This window comes from Ruegeria jejuensis (assembly GCF_041537905.1).
GTDB lineage: Bacteria > Pseudomonadota > Alphaproteobacteria > Rhodobacterales > Rhodobacteraceae > Ruegeria_C.
On sequence record NZ_JBGRUO010000012.1, the window covers coordinates 35,195 to 56,676 of the forward strand.

Sequence of the window (21,482 nt, forward strand, 5' to 3'; positions counted from 1 at the left end):
ATTATGCCGACGAAGATTAAGACCAAGAACCAGAAGCCCAGAAAGAAGATTTTTACCATTTCGGGCACCGATCTGGATGCGCTGACCACGATTCTCGACAAGCGCGACACATGGGGGGCGTACCGGCCCAATGTCACGCTCGTGCCCAAATACGACAAGTCGAAGACGGTGACCGAGATCACCATCACGCTCAAGCCGGTGATGGACATCCCGAAATGGAAGGAGTTGTCCAAATCCACCAAGAAGCGTCAGGCCGAATGGAACCGCATGGTAACCGCGTTGGAGAAATACCTGCGCAAGCTCTATGCGCTGTCGCTTGAGGCGCTCGTCAAGGTGGTGAAGGACCTGGAGGGCAAGGATGGTCTGAAGAAGGCGGATTTTGTCAAGGAACAGAAGAAAGCCAAGGAGGCCATTGAAAAGGCGGCCAAGGACTATGACAGCAAACAACTGGGCGGCTACAAGCAGGGCGTCGAACTGGCCGACATTCCGCCCGATCCGCCCGAGGTCAAGCAAGCGATCTCGAACCCCAAGCTGGTGGTCTATTCGGTGGGCGGCAATACAATTGAACAGGTCTTCAACAACCTCAACAAACGTCAGTTCTGGGGGCGTTACCGCTCGAACCAGTCAAAATCGGCCACCTACCAGTTGGACGGTCATATCAAAACCATCACCGTGACCGCCAAGCCGACGATCACCATGCCGAAATGGAAGAATTATTCGAAGGGCAACAAGGGCCAGAAGGGCACCTGGGACACTATGTGGAAAAAGCTCAAGGCGCATGAGGACAATCACCACAAGATTTTCCTGAAATGTGTCAAAAGCTTCGAGGATGATCTTAAATCCGACAATGTCACCAAGAAGGAATTGCCGACCCATTGGCGCGACGAGACCAAAAGCTGGCAGGATGATCAGGATGCGTATGACTCACCCGCTCAATCGGATCACGGGATCAACGAAGGAGTGGAGCTGGATTTCTCGCATGATCCCTGAACGGGGGCGCGCCGCGCAGGCTTGACGCGGGGCAGGGTTGTTCCTCCAACTGAAGCGAGCCGAAGCGGAGGCAAAGACTCATGGATGTGCAACATGCGGACCGCCTGATGATCTGGACGCTGGACCGGCCAGCGCAGGCGAATGGGATCGACGCGGCAACCATGGGCGATATGGAGGCAGCGCTGAGCGCGCTGGAAACGCCGGACAGCCCGCTCAGTTGCCTGCTGGTGCAAGGGCATGAGACGGTTTTCTCTACCGGGCTTGACGCGGAGATGCTTGAGGTCTGTTTTCAGGATCGCGCGGCCTTTGCTGAGGCCGTGCGGCGCATGGGTCTTGTGCTGGACCGGCTGGCGGCGCTGCCGCTGGTGACAATTGCCTGCATCGATGGCGAGTGCCGGTTGGGCGGATTGGAGCTGGCGCTGGCCTGCGATCTGATCGTGGCCGGGTCGGGGGCATCGATCACGGACGGTCATCTGGGCTTTGACGCCATGCCCGGCGCTGGCGCCACCAAGCGGCTGCCTGCGCGATTGGGCTACGGGCGTGCCCTGCATTTCCTGCTCGAATCGCCGGTGCTTGATGCAAGGGCGGCCCATGCGATGGGGCTTGTGGATATTGTGGCCGAAGGGCTGGCAGCGGAACGCGGCGCCGATCTTGTCCGGATCGTGACCGGGCGAGACCCGGGCCTGATGCGTGACCTCAAGGCCAGCCTGCGGGCGGCGTGTCCTGCGCCCTCAGATCAGTCGTTTATGGATGCGTTTCAGCGCTCGGTGATCAACAGGTTGGTCCCCGAGTAATAGCGCTAGGTCAGCGCATCCAGCACCCGCGCCCAGGACCGGATGCCCTTGTGAAAGCTCTTGAGGTCGTATTTCTCGTTGGGCGAGTGGATGGCGTCATCCTCGTTGGCATACCCGATCAGCATCGCATCCATGCCCAGAATGTCCTTGAAGAAACCCACAACCGGGATCGATCCGCCCATACCGGTGAACACCGCCTCGCGATCCCATTCATCCGAGAGAGCGCCGCGCGCGGCCTCAAACTCCGGGCGGTGGATGTTCATCACCGAGGCGCGCGAGCCTTCCAGATCATTGTCCCAGACCACCTTGGTATCCGGGGCCAGACGATCCTCCACATGTTTGCGGATATTGCGCCGCAGCGCGTCCGGGTCCATGTCACCCACCAGCCGGCAGGTCAGCTTGCAATGGGCCTCGGACGGGATCACCGTTTTGGACCCGGCGCCGTTATAGCCGCCCCAGATACCGTTGATTTCAAGCGTCGGGCGCGCCCATTGCTGCTCCAGCGTGGAATAGCCCGTTTCCCCGTGCGGCTGGCTGTAGCCGACCGAGTTCAGATATTCATCCTCGTCAAATCCGCAGTTCTGCCATTGCCGAAGCTGATCGGCGGGCACCTCATGCACGCCTTCATAAAACCCCTCGACAGCGACGCGCCCGGTTTCGGGATCGTGGAACGAAGCGATGATGCGGGAAATCTCGCGCAGCGGGTTCAGGCCGGGGCCGCCATAATGGCCCGAATGCAGGTCGATGCGCGGGCCGATCAAGGTAAACTCATCCTTCAGCATGCCGCGCAGCTGCGCCGCGATCGACGGCACCCCGCGTGACACCATCGAGGTATCGCAGACCAGCGCCAGATCGGCGGTCAATTCGTCCTTATGGGCCTCAAGAAACGGCACCAGCGAGGGCGAGCCGCTTTCCTCTTCGCCTTCAAAGAAGAAAGTGATGCGGCAGGGCAGTGTGCCATGCACCGCTTTCCAGGCGCGGCAGGCTTCGACAAAGGTCATCAACTGGCCCTTGTCATCGGAGGACCCGCGCCCGCGAATGATGGTGCCATTCTCGGTCTCGTGCAGATCGGGATCGAAGGGCGCGCGCTGCCAGAGTTCCAGCGGGTCGACCGGCTGCACATCGTAATGGCCGTAAAACAGCAGATGCGGGCCGCTGTCGCCCACATGGCCCACCACCATCGGATGACCCGGTGTGGCGCGCTTTTCGGCCTGAATGCCGTTGCTTTGCAGATCGCGCACCAGCCAGTCGGCGGCCTGATCACAGTTTTCGGCATAAGCCGGATCGGTCGAGATCGAGGGGATGCGCAGCAACTCCATCAGGCGCTCGGTGGACTTGGGCAGGTCGCTGTCGATCCGTGCCAGCACGTCAGCTAGAGACATTGTGAACTCCGAAGATTTTGAGATTTTCTGCCGCTGACCGTATCATTGTCGCGGCGGGTGTCCAGTTTGACTTGATTGAAGTCAAAGATGCGACATGACGCCCTTGTCTAATGTATTGATTGAACGGGGGAGGGGCTGTATCCACCTCTAACGCAAAAGCGGTCGCCGGACCGTCGTTCCGATCCAGATCGGGGCGGAAGCCAAGGAGAAGCATGTTGGACTATACCGCACAGCTTGATACCGCCATTGCGCGTCTGCATGAAGAAGGCCGTTACCGGACCTTCATCGACATTGAGCGTCGCAACGGCAATTTTCCACATGCCGTCTGGACCCGGCCCGATGGCAGCCAGCAGAACATTACGGTCTGGTGTGGCAATGACTACCTTGGCATGGGCCAGAACCCGATCGTGCTGAACGCGATGCATGAGGCGATCGATGCGGCGGGCGCGGGCTCGGGCGGAACACGCAACATCTCTGGCACCACGGTCTATCACAAACAGCTTGAGGCCGAACTGGCGGATCTGCATGGCAAGGAATCAGCACTGCTGTTCACCTCGGCCTATATCGCCAATGACGCGACGCTCAGTACGCTGCCGAAACTGTTTCCCGGCCTGATCATCTATTCCGACGCGCTGAACCATGCCTCGATGATCGAAGGCGTGCGCCGCAATGGCGGGGCCAAGCGGGTTTTCCGTCACAACGACGTGGCACATCTGCGCGAGTTGCTTGAGGCCGATGATCCCAAGGCGCCCAAGCTGATCGCTTTTGAATCGGTCTATTCCATGGATGGCGACTTTGGTCCCATCGAAGAGATTTGCGATCTGGCCGACGAGTTTGGAGCGCTGACCTATATCGACGAGGTCCACGCCGTCGGCATGTACGGTCCCCGCGGTGGCGGCGTGACCGAACGTGACCGTCTGGCGCACCGGATCGACATCATCAACGGTACACTGGCCAAGGCCTTTGGCGTGATGGGCGGCTATATCGCGGCATCGGACAAAATGTGTGACGCGATCCGCTCTTATGCGCCGGGCTTCATCTTCACCACCTCGCTGCCACCCTCGGTTGCAGCAGGGGCGGCGGCCTCGGTTGCTTATCTCAAGGGGGCGCAGCAACTGCGCGAGCGGCACCAGACTCAGGCAAAGATCCTCAAACTGCGCCTGAAAGGGCTGGGACTGCCGCTTATTGATCACGGATCGCATATTGTTCCGGTGATGGTCGGAAATCCGGTTCACACCAAGAAGTTGAGTGATATGCTGCTGGAAGATCATGGCATCTATGTCCAGCCGATCAACTTCCCGACGGTTCCGCGTGGAACCGAACGGCTGCGCTTTACCCCATCCCCCGTTCATGGCCCTGACGAGCTGAATGCATTGGTGCACGCGATGGACGAATTATGGTCACATTGTGCGCTAAATCGCGCCGAACTTGCCGGATAAGCTCTTCGCTGAGTATGCAAATCCGATAGCTGCGTGTTACAGTTAAGTTAACAATAAGCGTGAACGAATCGCATTGGGGCGATTTCATGCACTGCTTACACTCGCGGCAGGCAAAACGGGGCGGCAGAAATGATTGGGCGTAGACCCCAACCTGTAGAGTCCGAGGAATCGGAAGTCGTGAGACCCAAGGGGTTTGACGACTTTGAGTTGCGTCTTGGTGATACCATGCGTGGCGAGCGGGCGACTCTGGGCAAATCGCTGCTGGATGTGCAGCGCGAATTGCGCATCAAAGCCAACTATATCGCCGCCATCGAAAACTCCGATCCATCCGCCTTTGATACGCCCGGCTTCATCGCCGGATATGTCCGTTCATACGCGCGCTATCTGGGCATGGACCCGGATGAGACCTTTGCCTCTTTCTGCGAAGAAAGCGGGTTCGAGGTGGCGCATGGCATGTCGGCGCAGGCCTCGGTGATCAAGAAATCCGGCTCCGAGGTGATTGCCAAGGGACCGATCGGGCATGATCCGTTCATCTCGCCCAACACCCCCTTCATTCCCGGCGGCGAACCCGTCTTTTCGCAGATCGAACCCCGCGCCATAGGGTCGCTGATGGTGCTGATCGCGCTGATCGGTGGCATTGGTTATGGCGGCTGGACGGTGTTGAAACAGGTGCAGCAGGTGCAACTGGCTCCGGTCGAACAGGCGCCACTGGTGCTGGCCGATCTCGATCCGCTCGAAGGGGCGCTGGTGACCGAAGAGCCCGGCGTCGAAGATGGTGCGCCGACGGCGGATGCGCTGGATCGGCTCTATCGTCCACAGGCGCTGGATGTGCCGGTTCTGGTCTCGCGGGATGCGCCGATCTCGACTCTCGATCCCCGCAATGTTGGCAGTTTCCGCCCGCCGGAACTGCCCGAGGTGCAGATCGCCGATTATCAGCGCAAGGAAGAGTTGATCGGGCCGCAATTCCCATCCGTCCCGCAAGTGGTCGAAGATGCGGCCCCAAGCCTGCAGATGGTCGCTGTCCGCCCCTCCTGGGTGCGGGTGACGGCGGCGGATGGCACCCATATCTATGAAAAGATCATGGAGCCGGGCGAAGTCTATGAGGTTCCGCTAACCGAAGAGCCGCCGAAATTGCGGGCCGGTGAATCCGGTGCTGTCTATTTCGTGGTGAACGGCGCGCATTATGGGCCGGTTGGCGAAAAGGGCGTTGTGACCAAGAATGTGCCCCTGTCCATCGACGCGGTGAACGAGCGCTATCAGGTCGCCGACATCAAACAGGATGGCGATCTGGCCCGCGTTGTGGCGGAAATGCAGACATTGCCGGACGAAACAGCGCAGCCTGCGCAGTGATCTGACCGTTGCGGGCCGCCCCGCATCGCCCTATGTATCCCCCAAAGACATAGATACCGGCTCAGAGCCGCAGACAGGGACCCCCATGTCGCTCAATCACGTGCGCCCCTGGCGCAACATATATCGCCGCAAGTCCCGTCAGATCATGGTGGGCAACGTCCCCGTTGGCGGTGACGCGCCGATTTCGGTCCAGACCATGACCAACACGCTGACCACGGATGTGGCGGCGACCGTGGCTCAGGTGAACGCCGCCGCCGAGGCTGGCGCCGATCTGGTCCGCATCTCGGTCCCGGATGAGGCGTCCTCCAAAGCGCTGAAAGAGATCGTCAAAGAGGTGACGGTCCCGATCGTCGCCGACATCCATTTCCACTACAAACGCGGGATCGAAGCGGCTGAGGCGGGCGCAGCCTGCCTGCGCATCAACCCGGGCAATATCGGTGACGAAACCCGCGTCAAAGAGGTCATCAAGGCGGCGCGCGACCACAATTGTTCGATCCGGATCGGGGTCAATGCAGGCAGTCTGGAACGTCACCTGCTGGAGAAATACGGCGAGCCGTGCCCCGAGGCGATGGTGGAAAGCGGCCTCGAACATATCCGCATTCTGGAAGACAATGATTTCCACAATTTCAAAATCAGCGTGAAGGCCAGCGACGTCTTTCTGTCAGCCGCCGCCTATCAGGGCATTGCCGAAGCCACCGACGCGCCGATCCATCTGGGCATCACCGAGGCAGGCGGGCTGGTCTCTGGCACCATCAAATCCGCCATCGGGCTGGGCAACCTGCTGTGGATGGGGATCGGTGACACGATCCGCGTCAGCCTGTCGGCGGACCCGGTGGAAGAGGTCAAGGTCGGCTATGAAATCCTGAAATCGCTGGGTCTGCGTCATCGCGGTGTCAACATCATCTCCTGCCCCTCCTGCGCGCGGCAGGGGTTTGACGTGATCAAGACGGTCGAGGTGCTGGAAAAGCGGCTGGAACATATCAAGACGCCCATGAGCCTCAGCATCATCGGCTGCGTCGTGAACGGGCCGGGCGAGGCGCTGATGACCGATGTCGGTTTCACCGGCGGCGGGGCCGGGTCCGGCATGGTCTATCTGGCGGGCAAGCAGAGCCACAAACTGTCGAATGACCAGATGATCGATCACATTGTCGAACAGGTCGAGGCCAAGGCCGCACAGCTTGAGGCGGAAAAGGCGGCCTCAGACAAGGCCGCCGAATAGTTCGTGATGGATGAATTATAGGCGGCAACACCTTGTTGCCGCTTCAAATTACCCCTGTTCGGCGCGCACCCCATCAGCGATTTGCTGCATCTGGTCTGCCGTCAGGTAACCGCGCAGCATCTCTGTTCCCAACACAAAGGACGGCGTGCCGGAAATCTGCAGCTTTTGCGCCAATTCGCGGGTCTGGCTGATCTCTTCACTCACCGCGTCGCTATCCATGGCCGCAAGGATGGCGTCGCTGTCCAGCCCCAGACCGTCCGACAGGCGGCGCAATGTGACCTCGGAAACATCGCCGCCGAATTCCAGCAAGGCGTCATGGACCTGTTTATAGGCATCGTCGCCCGCGACCTGTTTGGTGGCAATGGCAAAGCGGGAGGACAGCACCGAGGCTTCGCCCAGAATCGGCAATTCCTTGATCACCAGACGGATATTTCCGTCATCGGCCAGCAAGCTGGCCACTTCGGGCACGGCGCGACGGCAATAGCCGCAGCGGTAATCCATGAATTCGACCAGCGTGATGTCGCCATCCGGGTTGCCGCCGACCCAGCTATAGCCGTCATTGAACAGCGCATCGGCATTGGCCTGCACCAGTTCCTGATCCGCAAACGCGGCGGCCTGTTGCTGCTGCTGTTCCAGAATTTCGATCGCCTCGACGATGATCTCGGGGTTTTCCAGCAGATAGGCGCGCACTTCGTTGCCGAAGGCGGCGCGCTCTTCTTCACTCATGGAGCTCAGATCAAGCGCCTGAACAGGATGGGCGATCAGGGTGAGCGCAGTCAGGGCCGGGGCGGCAAAGCGGAACATTATCTCTTCCTTCTTTTCTTTTCAGCTCGTTTGGCGGCAAGAAGCACATCTTCGGCCCGTTGCCAACCCGGCGATCCGGTCGGCAGTTGAGCAACGGCCCGTTGTGCATGCAGGCCCGCATCTTCCATTCGGCCATTTAGCGCATAGCGTTCCGCTGTCACCAGCGACGCCATACCATTCTGACCAAGTTTTGAATAGGCCACCGCCAGATCGCGCATCATCCGTGCATCGCGGAAATCGCGTGTGCGGGCGCGTTCGAGAACCGGCAGCGCCTCTTTCGGGCGGTCCAGCGCCAGTAGCGAGCGGCCATATCCGGCAAGGATCAACGGTTCGGTGGGCGCAATTTCGGCGGCGGCCGCATAGGTCTGCATCGCCTCCGCAGCGCGGCGGTTTTCCATCAGAATCTGGCCCTTGAGTTCCAGATAATAGGGGTCGTCGGGCTTCAGGCTCAGCGCCCGGTCGATTGCCGTGCGGGCCTGGCTCAGGTTCTGGCTGCGGTGATAGGCGGCAGCCTCGCGCATGGCACGGATATCGGCATAGGGTTCCGACTGCGCCCGGCGCATTGTCCATTTCGGGCTGCGGGTGAAGGCCGAGAGTTTGCCCTTGACCCGCGCGAACCAGTAATCGGCATTGGCATTCGGCTCGGCACTGTCGCCATAGGCGGCCACATAGGCCTCAGCCGCCCGCATCCGGTCACGGTTCAGTGGGTGCGAACGCATATAGGGGTCTTGCAGCGACTCGCTCAGCGTTTCCTGTCCCACGAATTTGCGGTGCAACTGGACCATCCCCCGGGGGCTGATACCGGAGGCGCGCAGGAAACTGACGGCCGATCGGTCGGCGGCTGATTCCTCAGCGCGCGTGTGCTTGAGGAAGCTGCGCAACGCTGATGTACGCGTACCCGCTGTGATGCCCGCGCCCGCCTCGGGGCTGCCAGCAGCCGCAACCGCGAGCCCCAGCAGAAACCCCAGCGCAGAGGCGGATTGCGCGCTCTGGATGTTGCCAAGGCGGCGCGCGATATGGCCGTTGGCGATATGGGCGGCCTCATGCGCGATCACCGCTTGCAGCATTTCGGGGGTCTCGACCTGAAGGATCAGGCCGTAATTTATGTAGATCGCGTTGTTGTCGACGACAAAGGCGTTGAAGCTGTCGTCGTTGACCAGCAGCAGCTTGACCCGCCTGGGGTTCAGGCCCGCCGCCCGCAGGATCGGAAAGGACAGTTCGCGCAGCCCGTTCTCGATATCCGCGTCGCGCAGCAGGCCCACCGCCGCAGCCGGGATCGCAGAGGCCACAAACAGCAGGCAGCTCAGCACCAGAGCTGGGATTGACGCCAGCCGGGATACGCGATCAAAAGCCATGGCCGCAACATGGGAGATGGGCATGAGAAACTCAACCCGGTCCAGGGTCGATCCCTTCATCGTGATGGACGTGATGGAGGCCGCCCGCCGTGCCGAAGAGGCCGGGCGTCACATCATCCATATGGAGGTCGGCCAACCCGGCACTGGCGCGCCCAAAGTCGCGCTGGAGGCGCTTGGGGCGCGGATGGCATCCGATCCGATGGGCTACACGGTCGCGCTGGGGCTGCCCGCTCTGCGCCAGCGTATCGCCCGGCTGTATGGCGACTGGTACGGCGTCGATCTGAACCCCGAGCGGGTGATCGTGACGTCCGGCTCCTCGGCGGGGTTCCTGCTGGCCTTCACCGCGCTTTTTGACAGTGGTGATCGTGTCGGTATCGGTGCGCCGGGCTATCCGTCCTACCGGCAGATTCTGCGTGCGCTGGGGCTGGAGCCGGTCGACCTGCCCACGGCACCGGAAAACCGGCTGCAACCGGTGGCGGCTGATTTCGCGGGGCTTGATCTGGCTGGTCTGATGGTGGCCTCTCCGGCCAATCCAACCGGCACGATGCTGGATCGCGACGCGCTGGGGGCGCTGATCGAAGCAGCGCAGGGGCAGGGGGCGTCGTTTATCTCGGACGAGATTTATCACGGTCTGGAATATGAGGCCAAAGCGGTGTCGGCGCTTGAAATCAGCGATGAGGTCTATGTGATCAACTCGTTTTCCAAGTATTTCTCCATGACCGGCTGGCGCGTCGGCTGGATGGTGGTGCCCGAAGATCACATCCGCACCATCGAGCGTCTGGCTCAGAACATGTTCATCTGCGCGCCCCATGCCAGCCAGGTGGCCGCTTTGGCGGCGATGGAGTGCGAAGATGAACTGCAGGCCAATGTGGAGGTCTACCGCCGCAACCGCCAACTGATGCTGGAGGGGCTGCCCAAGGCGGGCTTCACCAATATCGCGCCGCCGGACGGGGCGTTTTACGTCTATGCCGACGTCTCCGACCTGAGTGATGACAGCCGCGCCTTTGCCGCCGAAATTCTCGAACACGCCGGGGTCGCGGTGACCCCGGGGCTGGATTTCGACCCGCTGCGGGGGCATCACACCTTGCGGTTCTCCTACGCGCGGGCCACGGCGGATATCGAAGAGGGACTGACACGGCTGCGCGAATTCATGCGGTCTCGTGGATAGGTGTTTTCCCTGCGCGGCTTACTCCTCTATGATCATCCGAAACGGCATAGAAAGCCGGAGGCAATGAGCAGAGTTTTTTTGATCACAGCGCTGGTCTTCGGGCTGGTCGGTTCCTTGGCGAGCCCCCTTCGGGCGCAGGCGTTTGGTGGGCTGGCGCGCGTCGACGCCGGGCGCAGCCTGATCACGGATACGGGCCGCGAGGTGGGCGTCGACCTGCATCTGAGCCAGGGCGTGCCGTACCGGGTGTTCACGTTGGACAGCCCGCCGCGCCTTGTTCTGGACTTCAGGGAAGTGGACTGGTCCGGGCTGGATGCCGGTGATCTCAACAAAAGCGCGCGGATTTCGGATGTGAAGTTCGGCACTTACGTGCCGGGCTGGTCCCGCATGGTCCTGATGCTGGCGGGGACGCTCTCGGTGGCGCAGGCCGGGCTGGAGGTCGACCCGGTCACCGGTGGTGCGCATCTGGCGATCCGGCTTGCGCCGGTGGAGTCCGAGGACTTCGCTGCCGCCGCGGGCGCGCCCCGCGATCCGCGCTGGGATCTGCCGGAACCCCAGCAGTTTGACGGCCCGCCGCCACGCGCGGCAGACGCTCCGCTGCGCGTGATGCTGGACCCGGGCCATGGCGGGATCGATCCGGGGGCTGAAACGGAACAGGTCGTGGAAAAGCATCTGGTGCTGACCTTCGCCCGCGAATTGCGCGAGCTTCTGCTGCGCAGCGGCAGGTTCGAGGTCACACTGACCCGGGATGCGGATTACTTCGTTTCGCTGGAACGCCGTATCGCTCTTGCACATGAAGCGGGCGCGGATATCTTCATTTCGCTGCATGCCGACGCGCTGGCCGAAGGGCGGGCCCATGGCGCGACCGTTTACACGCTGTCGGAGGAGGCCTCGGACATTGCCAGTGCCAAACTGGCCGAGCGTCATGATCGCGACGACCTGCTCTCGGGCGTTGATCTGAGCAATGCCGATGACGAAGTCACGGATATCCTGTTGGATCTGGCGCGGCAGGAAACCCGGCCCCGCTCGCAAGCACTGGCGCGCGTGCTGGTCGACAATATCGCCGCTCAGGGCACCCCGATGAACCGGCGGCCTCTGCGCTCGGCCTCCTTCTCGGTGCTCAAGGCCGCCGATATTCCTTCGGTTCTGGTCGAAATCGGGTTCCTGTCCTCGCCCCGTGATCTGAAAAACCTGGTGGACCCTGCGTGGCGCGCGACCATGGCAACAGGCATCCGCAACGCGTTGCAGGACTGGCGGTCACAGGATCAGGCCCGCCGCGCGCTGGTCCGGCAGTGATATGATCACACCGCTGACCTGCGCGTTTTGAACGCGCCATCCAGTGTTTCAGGCGGTTTGCACGCAATTATTCCGGGAACCGGTCAAAAGTGCCGCAGGGTAACGCTATGGCAGCGGCGCAAGGCCGATGATCGGCAAAGGCCCGCGCGTCGCACCTTGCGTGACGAAACGTTTCCGGTTCGTGTTTTGACGCCCCGCATCGGGATGCCTATATAGGGCCCATCGCACAAAAGGGCAGCAGCGTGATCCGGTTTATTCTTTCCTTCTTCGGGACGATCTTCACACTCGTCACATTGGGTATTTTCATGGCTGCGCTGACCATTGGCGGGGTGTTCTGGATGTATGGCCGGGACCTGCCCAGCCACGAGTCGCTGGCGCGCTACCAGCCGCCGACCATCAGCCGCATCTATTCCGGCGAAGGCACGCTGATTGATGAATTCGCCAAGGAACGCCGCCTGTTCACCCCGATCGAGGAAATTCCCGATCTGGTGAAACAGGCCTTCATCTCGGCCGAAGACAAGAATTTCTACTCGCATAGGGGCTTCGATGTGCGCGGTATCGCTGCCGCCGGGGTCGAGGCGATCCAGTCGCGGGGCCAGAACATCCGAGGTGCCTCCACCATTCCGCAGCAGGTGGCCAAGAACGTGTTCCTGAGCGGTGAACGCTCGGCTGAACGCAAGATCAAAGAGATCATTCTGGCCAACCGCATGGTCACGTCGCTGAGCCGCGATGTGGTGCTGGAAATTTATCTCAACGAGATTTTCCTGGGCCAGAACTCTTTTGGTGTGACGGCTGCCGCGCAGACCTTCTTCAACAAGACGCTGGGTGAGTTGGAGCCGCATGAGGCCGCGATGCTGGCCGCGATGCCGCAGGCGCCCAGCAAATACCACCCGGTGCGTGCCAAAGAGCGCGTGACCCAGCGCCGCAACTACGTGCTGCGCGAGATGTATGAGAACGGGTACATCGACAAGGCAGTCTATGAGGAAGAAGCCCAGAAACCCCTGCGCACGGTGCAGAATGGCGATTTCGAAAGCTTCCGTACCGCGCTGCCACCGCGCGACTATTTCACCGACGAGATCCGCCGCCAGCTGAGTGACGATTTCGGCGAGGGGGAGTTCTTTACCGGCGGTATGGCCGTGCGCGCCACCATCGACGAAGAATTGCAGGTCGAAGCTGCCCGCTCGCTGCGCGAGGGGCTGCAAAAGTATGACCGGCAGCGCGGCGTCTGGCGCGGTACCGATGTGGTGCTGCCCGCCGAGGTGCTGGGGGACGAGACCGCCTGGCGTCAGGCGCTGGCCGTGGCCGAAGTGCCGCGCGACATCACGCTGGGCGGCAAATGGCATCCGGCTGTGGTGCTGTCGGTGGGCGATCAGGAATTGACCGTAGGCGTCGAGGATGGCGACAGCGCAGGCATCGTGCCGCGAGAGGACATCAAATGGATGCGCGGCAATTTTCAGGACAACTTCACCGTTGGTGACGTGGTTCTAGTGCGTGCGGGCGAAACGGCCGGCCAGTACTCTCTCAGGCAGGTGCCCGAGGTGCAGGGCGGCTTTGTTGCGATGGATGTGAACTCGGGCCGTGTTCTGGCGATGCAGGGCGGGTTCAGCTATCAGGATTCGGTGTTCAACCGCGCCACGCAGGCGCAGCGGCAACCGGGGTCTTCGTTCAAGCCTTTTGTCTATGCCGCAGCGCTCGACAGTGGTTACAGCCCAGCCACCATCGTTGTGGACGCGCCTATCGAGATCAACACACCGCAGGGCCTGTGGCGGCCCCGGAACTCATCGAACAAATTCTACGGGCCCACGCCACTGCGGACCGGCATTGAACGCTCGCGGAACCTGATGACGATCCGTCTGGCGCAAGAGGTGTCGATGCCTGTCGTGGCAGGCTATGCCGAACGCTTCGGGGTCTATGACCATATGGGGTCGTATCTGGCCAATTCGCTGGGCTCGGAAGAGACCACGCTTTATAAGATGGTGGCGGCGTATGCGATGTTCGCCAATGGTGGTGAACGGGTAGAGCCGACGCTGGTCGACCGTATTCAGGATCGTTATGGCGAGACGATCTATCGCCATGACGACCGCAACTGCGTCGATTGCAGCAATGACACCATCGCCCCCAATGCCGCCCCACGGATCGAGACCAACCGCGAGCAGGTGATGGACCCGATCACGGCCTATCAGCTCACCTCGATGATGAAGGGTGTTGTCGATCGCGGCACCGCTGCGGGCACAGTCAACCTGCCGGTGCCCACCGCAGGCAAGACCGGCACCACAAACGACGCCAAGGATGTCTGGTTCATCGGCTTCACCTCGAACATCGTGGCAGGTTGCTATATCGGTTATGACCAGCCCCGACCGATGGGGCGCGGGGCCTATGGCGGTGCCATGTGCGGCCCGGTTTTCCAGAGCTTCATGGAACACGCGGTCGAGAAATATGGTGGCGGTCCGTTTGACGTGCCCCCCGGTGGTTATTTCATCAAGATCGACCGCTTCACTGGCGCGCGCCTGCCGGACAATGCCAGCGGTGATTATGTGGTGGCTGAGTATTTCCGCGAGGGCGAACAGCCGATCTTTGGCCTGACCTATGATGGCGGCTTTGCCATGGGCTCTGACCTGCCGCTGTTTGAAGAGGCGCAGCAGGCCGGTGTGTCGGTGACCACCTCAACCGGCAGAACCACCACGGTGGGGCCAAATGCCTCGCAGGGCACGGTTAGTTCCGGCGGGCTTTACTGACCGGCCTCGCGCAGGAAAAGCGCCAGCAGGTCTTTCTCCTTGTCATCGGCGATGCAACCCTTGGCGCGCCAGGTGATCGAGAGCGCGCATTTGACCGCCACCCAGGCCGTGAGCCGCATGGGATCAACCGGCATCGCCTCGGCATAAAGCGCGACGCAGCGACGAAGGCGCTGCGGATCACGGACCAGATCGGGCAGCCCTCGGGGATTGCGCAGGGCATTGGCCATCTCAAAAGCCGGGTCGCCGATATACCCTTTGGCATCGATCACGCGCGGGCCGCGTTCAGTCAGGATCACGTTGTCATGATGCAGATCGCCATGCAGCGGCACCTGTTCGGGCTGGCTGTTCAACAGGTCGCGCGCCAGATCCTGCGCGCGTTCAATGTTCTGCCAGAGCCCGTCATCACAAGCGGCGCCGCGTTGAAGCGAAAAGAGCGGCGCGGTGATCGTCTCAAGACATGGCAGGCCCGGCACGGATGGGGTAGGGCGCTGGTGAAGCCGCGCGGCGGTTTGTGCCAGTAGCTCTGTGGCGCGCATATCCTCACCGCCGCGCGCGATATCCCCCAGCAGCGGGCCATCAAGATGTTCGAGCAGCAGGATCGGGCCATCCTCTACAATCACCTGGGCGGCCCCGCGATCCGCCCAGGCGCGGAGCAGATCGACGCCCGGTCCCTCATTGGCCCGGTCGGCGCGTGTGTAGAGTTTCAGGACCGCCCGTGTTCCATCCTCTTGCCTGACCGCCCAGACCTGCGCGATGGGCGAGTCACCCAGCGGGTGCGGATCGCTCAGGCGCAGGCGGTGCAGCGCGGCTTGCAGGTCGATTTCCGTCTCGGGCATGGGGTGGTCCGGGTGATCTTGTGAAGGGGCAAGGCTCTTGCTATCACGCAAGCCTCAATTGTGAAGTCAGGAAGTCCCAATGCGCGCCGAGACGCAGAATACTGTCGCCGAGATCGAGAAGTCGCTGGAGTTGCTGGCCCAGCGGATGGATTACGAGACCGCGCCGCACCGGCTGGAGGAATTCAACGCCCGCGTCGAGGACCCCAACCTGTGGGACGATCCCGAGGCGGCGCAAAAACTGATGCGTCAGCGCCAGATGCTGGTCGATGCGATGGAGACCTATAGCTCGATCAAGACCGACATGAACGACAATGTCGAACTGATCGAACTGGGTGAGATGGAAGAGGATGAAGAGGTCGTCACCGACGCCGAAGAGGCGCTGAAGGCGCTGCAGGTGAAGGCCGCCGAAAAAGAGCTTGAGGCGCTGCTGGATGGCGAGGCCGACGGCAACGACACCTTTCTTGAGATCAACTCGGGCGCGGGCGGCACCGAAAGCTGCGACTGGGCCTCGATGCTGGCGCGGATGTATGTCCGCTGGGCCGAGAAAAAGGGGTACAAGGTCGAGCTGCAATCGGAAAGCGCGGGCGAAGAGGCGGGGATCAAATCCGCCGCCTACAAGATTTCCGGCCACAACGCCTATGGCTGGCTGAAATCGGAAAGCGGCGTGCACCGGCTGGTGCGCATCTCACCGTTTGATTCCGCGGCCAAGCGGCACACATCCTTCAGCTCGGTCTGGGTCTATCCGGTGGTGGACGACAATATCGAGATCGAGGTGAACCCGGCCGATATCCGCATCGACACCTATCGTTCCTCCGGCGCGGGCGGCCAGCACGTGAACACCACCGACTCGGCGGTGCGGATCACCCACATCCCCACCGGCATCGTGGTGACCTCTTCCGAGAAATCCCAGCACCAGAACCGCGATATCGCCATGAAGGCGCTGAAATCGCGGCTCTACCAGCAAGAGCTCGACCGCCGCAACGCCGCCATTAACGAGGCGCATGAGGCCAAGGGTGACGCGGGCTGGGGCAACCAGATCCGGTCTTATGTCTTGCAGCCCTACCAGATGGTCAAGGACCTGCGTACCAATCACGAGACCTCGGACACCAAGGGCGTGCTGGACGGTGATCTGGATGGGTTCATGGCAGCCACGCTGGCGCTGGATGTTGCGGGCAAAAGCCGCGCTGAGGCGCAAGGCGACTAACCCCTGGTACTGTCGGCCTCCGCTTTCCGGGGGTGTCGCGATTTAATATTTCTCAAGTGGCAATTTTAAGCTAATTTTATTATCATTCGCCCCTGCCGCGCGGAACACGCGCGAAAAATGCATTTTTAGCATCAATTTCTGGGGAGGGGACAATGCCCACATACAATACGAACATCAACAATACGTCCGATGTTACATTGCCCGATGGCAGCACCGTTGCATGGGACAATGATGAGTTCATAAGCCTGCTATGGATGAACGATCCGACCAGCAACGGGGTCTCGACCATTAACGCCAGACTTGCGGGCGCCAACTGGTACATAGATGCCTTACGCTTTTCCGGTAACACCGAATTCACCAATATTCGCGACCTGAATGGTGCGGATGGGCGGAACATTTCTTGGTTGAAGCTGGGCCAGAATTCGGATGTCGATCTGATCTCGACGCGCATAAAACACATCGAAGGCAGCGATGGCAATTTGCACGACATAAAGCTGGGCAGCGCCTCGACCAACAGCATCACGCTTTATGCCGATGCCAATCATATTACCACCGGTTCCGGATGGGTCGGGCAGATCGAGACGGGTGGCAAAGACAGGATCACGGTGAATGGGGATGTCGGGCGTATCAGCGCGGGCTGGCAAAATGATCAGGTCAAGATACTGGACGGTCGGGTGGAATATGTCGATCTCAGCCGTGGCGTCGATCTGCTCGAAGTCTCGGGCGAGAGCCGGGTGATCACGGCGCAGGCTTATCTGGGCAGCAACACATTTAAACTGACCAACAACGCACGCATTTTCCTGCTGGATTCCTTTGATGGCAATAACACGGTTAATGTTTCCGGAAACGCCCGGATCGAAAATGCAAAACTTGGCGGGGAGGGGACGACCAACAAGTTTACCCTGAACGGGAACGGCCGGATCGACCAATTGCAGCTTTCCGAGACGGATGGCGTGATGATCAACCTTAACGGTAGTGGTCGGATCCGCCATCTGAATCTCTACGATACGCAGAACGCAAAAATTACGGCATCAGGCAACAGCCGTATAGAAATTCTGGAAATAAGCGAGGCCAGTATGACGCTCGATACCGACGAGCGCTGGTTCAATTACATATCAAGCTGGGAAAGCTCGAATACGCTGAATATCGGGTCCGGCGGTGCTGGACGTATCGTGATGCATGCGGAAACCGCTCAGACCCAGACCATCACGGCAGAGGGGTACATTTCTTATGTCGAAGTTGGGGACAATCAGAAAACCAAACTGACGATTGGTGACGAGGGTGCTGGGGTTATCAAGCTCAGTGACGCGAATGACGTGGTTGAAACAGGCAGTGGCTGGGTCGAACTTATCTCGACAGGTAACGGAAGCGATTTCGTGCGCATGGGGTCGGTTGGCGGTGGGCTGGTGCGTCTTGGAAACGGAAATGACACCATCGTCGTCAATGAAATGAGCGAGGACAACGGTGTTAGCATCAACGGCGGATCGGGGATCGACACGATCCGGTTTGGCCCGTTCACCAAAAGCGTGACGTTCGGTCTGAACCTGGATGGTGCTTGGCAGAACGTGTCCGATCCGAGCCTGGGCTATGTGCAGGCGATTGGCATTGAAAATATCTGGGGCGGCATCGGCGCGGACTCGTTGACCGGAGATCACCGAAACAATGAACTGCGCGGCGGGGCTGGACATGACACTCTGAACGGACGGGAAGGCAATGACCAGCTTTTCGGGGACAATGGCAAAGATCGTCTGATTGGCGGCGACGGTGCCGACAAGCTTCTGGGCGGCAATCAGAACGACACTCTGTTCGGCAACGCCGGAAATGACTCGCTTACCGGCGGAAATGGGAATGATCGCCTGTTCGGTGGCGCTAGAAATGATCAACTGGTTGGCAATTTGGGTGCCGACACCCTGGTTGGTGGCGATGGCGGCGACCGCCTCTTTGGAGGTGGCGGGGCAGACCGACTCGAAGGTGGCAGAGGTAACGATCATCTTGATGGTGGGCCTGGTGCCGACATATTCCGATTTGGCCCCATGTCGGGCGCGGATACGATCAAGGGTTTCGAGGACGGATTGGACCGCATGGAGATCGTCGGTCAGGCCGGTGGTTTTGGCGGTTTGACGATCACGAATAGCGGAAATGACTTGCTGATCCAGCACGACAATGGGTCGATCCGCTTGCTGGATGAGGCAGGACTGGTTTTGACCGGTGCGGATTTCCTGTTCGTATGAGGTGCAGGCGGGGCCAAACAAGACGGTCCCGCCCGATCGGTCGGCCTTGATTAGGTTTTGGAAGGACGCAGACCCGCGTCTGCCTTGCCACAGGCACCAGCATTGACGGCGGATAGAGCACACCGGTTTTGCCTTATCCTGGGGCTGGGATCGGTCCGTCTGGCGATATGGCGTGGAGTGCGAAAGTCGCCTCCGCGATGCATCTTTTTTTCCCATGATACCACGATTAGGCTCTTTGCACGGAAACCGCGACATACCGGCAAGGAGGAGAAAATCGGTGGAGAAGGAGTTTGGTGTGCCGCCCCTGGGGCCCGCAAGTGTCGATATGATCAAACAGGCCTTGCGAAACGGGTGGCAGGATTATCGCAAGGCACCGCTCTTCGGCCTCCTGATTGCGGCGTTCTTCATTCTTGGCGGTTGGCTGTTCGTCTGGATCACCCTGCAGACCGGAAGCACGTTCTGGCTGATTCTGGCCGCCATCAGCTTTCCGATGATCGGTCCATTTGCGGTCGTGCAGCTCTATGAGGTTTCGCGGCGGCTTCAGGAGGGCGAGCCGCTGAACCCCGGGGAAATCTTTGGCGTCATGCTGGGGCAGGGCCGCCGTCAGTTGCCGTCGATCTGTGCCATCATCGTTGTGGTCTTCATGTTCTGGTTCTTCATCGGACACATGATCTTTGCCCTCTTTCTCGGGCTGACGACGATGACCAACATCTCGTCCTCGATGGAGGTGTTTCTGACCCTGAACGGGATCGTCATGCTGGCGATGGGCACTCTGGTCGGCGGGCTGTTTTCGCTGTTGCTGTATATGCTGACAGTCTTGTCCATCCCCATGCTGCTGGATCGGGAGCTGGATTTTGTCTCGGCCATGATCGCGAGCTACAAGTATGTGATTGCCAATGCCAACGTGATGCTACCCTGGGCGGCCTTCATTGCACTTGCGACTTTTGCGGCCATGATCCCCTGGTTTTTGGGCCTCTTCATTGTTTTGCCCGTGCTGGGTCATGCAACATGGCATCTCTATAGCGAGATCACGGGCGCAGGCGCAACGGAGGCGGGCGCAACGGATCAGGCCAGCGCCTGATCCTCTGACAGATGCGCCTTTTGAAGGGCTGAAAGCTGATCGGCAGTGATTGCGCCGCTCTGTCGCGCGGCGCTCAGGATGCGCGCCGGGTCGCGGCCCAGATATTCATAGATCACCGGAACCGAGTGCCGGCTTCCGGTAGCGGGGGCATGGCACATCACGTGGCCGGTCCAGACAGGTGTATCGGTGTTCGGCAGCGGGGACAGGAAAGTGGCCGCACAGTTCTGCGCGCCGCGTTGCGATGTCACCAGCATCAGCCCCGCATCCTGGCAGGCCGCGTAGCCGCGAAACTCGCGGCGGGGCAGGTCGGTCTCTGCAGCGGCATAACCCCGGACAAATACCTCGCCGCCTTCGCGGAAGATCAGGATCAGCGCGGACCGGAACCCGACGGAAGCGCCCCCCCGACGGCAGGTCACCTGGTAGAGCCCCGAAGGCAGCATCCGCTCGTCCAGCGCCGCGTGGACCGGCGTCATGAAATCGTGCAGAAAGTCAGCGCTCAACAGCGGCGCCGTGCGCGAGATCACCGCGACGGGGTGCAGCAGGATACGTGCGTCAGTGCCAAAGAAATCACAAATCCGGTCCAGCACATCGGGGCGGGGAAAGCTCTCGCCCGAGAGATACCGGTTGAACTGGGTCCTGTTGATGCCCAACTGGCGCGACAATTCAGAGATCGAAGGATAGGCGCGGGACAGAAGGCGCAGATTATCCCCGAAAATCATGCGAAGCTGCGTCGGGGTCCGTTTTGTTCTTGGCATTTCTGATCCGGTTACGGCAAGGGAAGTTTGGCCAGAACCAGAAGGTCGGGTACAAGACCCGACCGATGACCGAATTAGCTAACAATGACGCGATACGACGCCGGTGGAGACGTCGCAACCACGGCAGCCTAGCTGCAAACGGCCAAAAATCAACCGTATTGAGGCTTTATGGCTGTGCATTTTTTAAAATATGCACAGTATTCGTAACGTAGGCGTAGGCAGGTGATCCCGCATTTGACAGATGCGGGATCGTGGCTTTTTGAACCCGGTCCGATCAATCGCCGCGCATCAGGGCGGCAACGCCGGTGCGGGCGACCTCGGACAGGCCCAGCGGGCGCATCAGGTCGGCGAAGGCGTCTATCTTGTCCGGCGCGCCGGTGATCTCGAACACGAAGGAGTTCAGCGTGCTGTCGACCACATTGGCACGAAAGATATCGGCCAGCCGCAGCGCTTCGACCCGCTTTTCACCGCTGGCCACAACCTTGAGCATGGCCAGTTCGCGTTCAACCGAGGCGCCTTCGACGGTCAGGTCGTGCACATCATGCACCGACACGATCCGGCCCAGCTGCGCTTTGATCTGCTCGATCACCTGCGGTGTACCGGTGGTGACGATGGTGACGCGGCTGAGATGACCGGCATGGTCCACCTCGGCCACGGTCAGGCTCTCGATATTATAGCCGCGCCCCGAGAACAGCCCGATCACGCGGGCCAGCACACCGGGTTCATTTTCCACCAGAACGGCAATGGTATGGCGTTCCTGCACATCCGAGAAGTTCGGACGTAGGTTATAGGCCGAATGGCGCGTCGCGCCTTTTTTGATTTGTAGGGCAGACATGGTTTCGCTCT

17 protein-coding genes are annotated in these 21,482 nt (G+C 60.6%); 11 read left to right on the top strand and 6 right to left on the bottom strand.

The features are described 5' to 3' along the window. The first annotated feature begins 3 nt into the window (after window positions 1-3). Together AB1E34_RS14650 and AB1E34_RS14655 are read left to right on the top strand one after the other, a co-directional pair. Complete coding sequence (locus AB1E34_RS14650; RefSeq protein WP_372573085.1) at window positions 4-990, top strand: DUF922 domain-containing protein; 987 nt, start codon at window positions 4-6, stop codon at window positions 988-990. A gap of 80 nt (window positions 991-1,070) precedes the next feature. Beyond that, entirely contained in the window at window positions 1,071-1,784 is a 714-nt protein-coding gene (locus AB1E34_RS14655) for an enoyl-CoA hydratase/isomerase family protein (RefSeq protein ID WP_372573086.1), read from the top strand. Window positions 1,785-1,789: 5 nt separating this feature from the next. Here AB1E34_RS14655 and AB1E34_RS14660 read toward each other — a convergent pair whose 3' ends face one another. Then, window positions 1,790-3,166 (bottom strand): M20/M25/M40 family metallo-hydrolase, encoded by a 1,377-nt coding sequence (locus AB1E34_RS14660; RefSeq protein WP_372573087.1) that lies wholly within the window; start codon window positions 3,164-3,166, stop codon window positions 1,790-1,792. A gap of 215 nt (window positions 3,167-3,381) precedes the next feature. Between AB1E34_RS14660 and hemA the strand changes: the two genes are divergently transcribed. The 3 genes from hemA to ispG all read left to right on the top strand — a co-directional run bounded on the left by hemA (window position 3,382) and on the right by ispG (window position 7,174). Then, on the top strand, window positions 3,382-4,605 hold the full coding sequence (hemA, locus tag AB1E34_RS14665; RefSeq protein WP_372573190.1) for a 5-aminolevulinate synthase: 1,224 nt from the start codon (window positions 3,382-3,384) through the stop codon (window positions 4,603-4,605). A 129-nt stretch (window positions 4,606-4,734) separates the two neighbouring features. Beyond that, complete coding sequence (locus tag AB1E34_RS14670) at window positions 4,735-5,955, top strand: helix-turn-helix domain-containing protein (protein WP_372573088.1); 1,221 nt, start codon at window positions 4,735-4,737, stop codon at window positions 5,953-5,955. An 85-nt stretch (window positions 5,956-6,040) separates the two neighbouring features. Beyond that, window positions 6,041-7,174: a flavodoxin-dependent (E)-4-hydroxy-3-methylbut-2-enyl-diphosphate synthase gene (gene ispG / locus AB1E34_RS14675; RefSeq protein WP_372573089.1), complete on the top strand. Its 1,134-nt coding sequence runs from the start codon at window positions 6,041-6,043 to the stop codon at window positions 7,172-7,174. A gap of 48 nt (window positions 7,175-7,222) precedes the next feature. Here ispG and AB1E34_RS14680 read toward each other — a convergent pair whose 3' ends face one another. Then, on the bottom strand, window positions 7,223-7,978 hold the full coding sequence (locus tag AB1E34_RS14680) for a DsbA family protein (protein WP_372573090.1): 756 nt from the start codon (window positions 7,976-7,978) through the stop codon (window positions 7,223-7,225). Next, the gene (locus AB1E34_RS14685) at window positions 7,978-9,357 is read right to left on the bottom strand and encodes a M48 family metalloprotease (RefSeq protein ID WP_372573091.1); all 1,380 of its coding nucleotides are present in this window, start codon (window positions 9,355-9,357) and stop codon (window positions 7,978-7,980) included. The genes AB1E34_RS14680 and AB1E34_RS14685 overlap by 1 nt, the downstream gene beginning before the upstream one ends. Between AB1E34_RS14685 and AB1E34_RS14690 the strand changes: the two genes are divergently transcribed. The 3 genes from AB1E34_RS14690 to AB1E34_RS14700 all read left to right on the top strand — a co-directional run bounded on the left by AB1E34_RS14690 (window position 9,356) and on the right by AB1E34_RS14700 (window position 14,529). Further along, entirely contained in the window at window positions 9,356-10,501 is a 1,146-nt protein-coding gene (locus tag AB1E34_RS14690) for a pyridoxal phosphate-dependent aminotransferase (protein ID WP_372573092.1), read from the top strand. The two genes, AB1E34_RS14685 and AB1E34_RS14690, sit on opposite strands and share 2 nt — an antisense overlap. Window positions 10,502-10,564: 63 nt before the next feature. Continuing rightward, window positions 10,565-11,794: an N-acetylmuramoyl-L-alanine amidase gene (locus AB1E34_RS14695; RefSeq protein WP_372573093.1), complete on the top strand. Its 1,230-nt coding sequence runs from the start codon at window positions 10,565-10,567 to the stop codon at window positions 11,792-11,794. Window positions 11,795-12,036: 242 nt separating this feature from the next. Then, complete coding sequence (locus AB1E34_RS14700; protein WP_372573094.1) at window positions 12,037-14,529, top strand: penicillin-binding protein 1A; 2,493 nt, start codon at window positions 12,037-12,039, stop codon at window positions 14,527-14,529. On the opposite strand, the gene AB1E34_RS14705 is transcribed toward AB1E34_RS14700, so the two are convergent. Next, window positions 14,523-15,365 carry an aminoglycoside phosphotransferase family protein gene (locus AB1E34_RS14705; RefSeq protein ID WP_372573095.1) on the bottom strand — a complete coding sequence of 281 codons (843 nt, stop codon included), beginning with the start codon at window positions 15,363-15,365 and terminating at the stop codon, window positions 14,523-14,525. The genes AB1E34_RS14700 and AB1E34_RS14705 overlap by 7 nt on opposite strands. 79 nt (window positions 15,366-15,444) lie before the next feature. On the opposite strand from AB1E34_RS14705, the gene prfB reads away from it, so the two are divergent. The 3 genes from prfB (at window position 15,445) to AB1E34_RS14720 (ending at window position 19,881) form a co-directional block, all read left to right on the top strand. Further along, a complete protein-coding gene (gene prfB, locus AB1E34_RS14710) occupies window positions 15,445-16,569 on the top strand; it encodes a peptide chain release factor 2 (protein ID WP_372573096.1) in 1,125 nt (374 codons plus the stop codon). A gap of 152 nt (window positions 16,570-16,721) precedes the next feature. Continuing rightward, window positions 16,722-18,800, top strand: coding sequence for a calcium-binding protein (locus tag AB1E34_RS14715; protein WP_372573097.1), 2,079 nt, complete (start codon window positions 16,722-16,724; stop codon window positions 18,798-18,800). Between the two features lie 277 nt (window positions 18,801-19,077). Further along, entirely contained in the window at window positions 19,078-19,881 is an 804-nt protein-coding gene (locus AB1E34_RS14720) for a DUF2189 domain-containing protein (RefSeq protein WP_372573098.1), read from the top strand. Here the strand turns inward: AB1E34_RS14720 and AB1E34_RS14725 are convergent. Both AB1E34_RS14725 and ilvN read right to left on the bottom strand, forming a co-directional pair. Continuing rightward, the gene (locus tag AB1E34_RS14725) at window positions 19,866-20,600 is read right to left on the bottom strand and encodes a helix-turn-helix domain-containing protein (RefSeq protein ID WP_372573099.1); all 735 of its coding nucleotides are present in this window, start codon (window positions 20,598-20,600) and stop codon (window positions 19,866-19,868) included. The two genes, AB1E34_RS14720 and AB1E34_RS14725, sit on opposite strands and share 16 nt — an antisense overlap. 310 nt (window positions 20,601-20,910) lie before the next feature. Beyond that, a complete protein-coding gene (ilvN, locus tag AB1E34_RS14730; RefSeq protein WP_372573100.1) occupies window positions 20,911-21,471 on the bottom strand; it encodes an acetolactate synthase small subunit in 561 nt (186 codons plus the stop codon). Window positions 21,472-21,482: the final 11 nt, after the last annotated feature.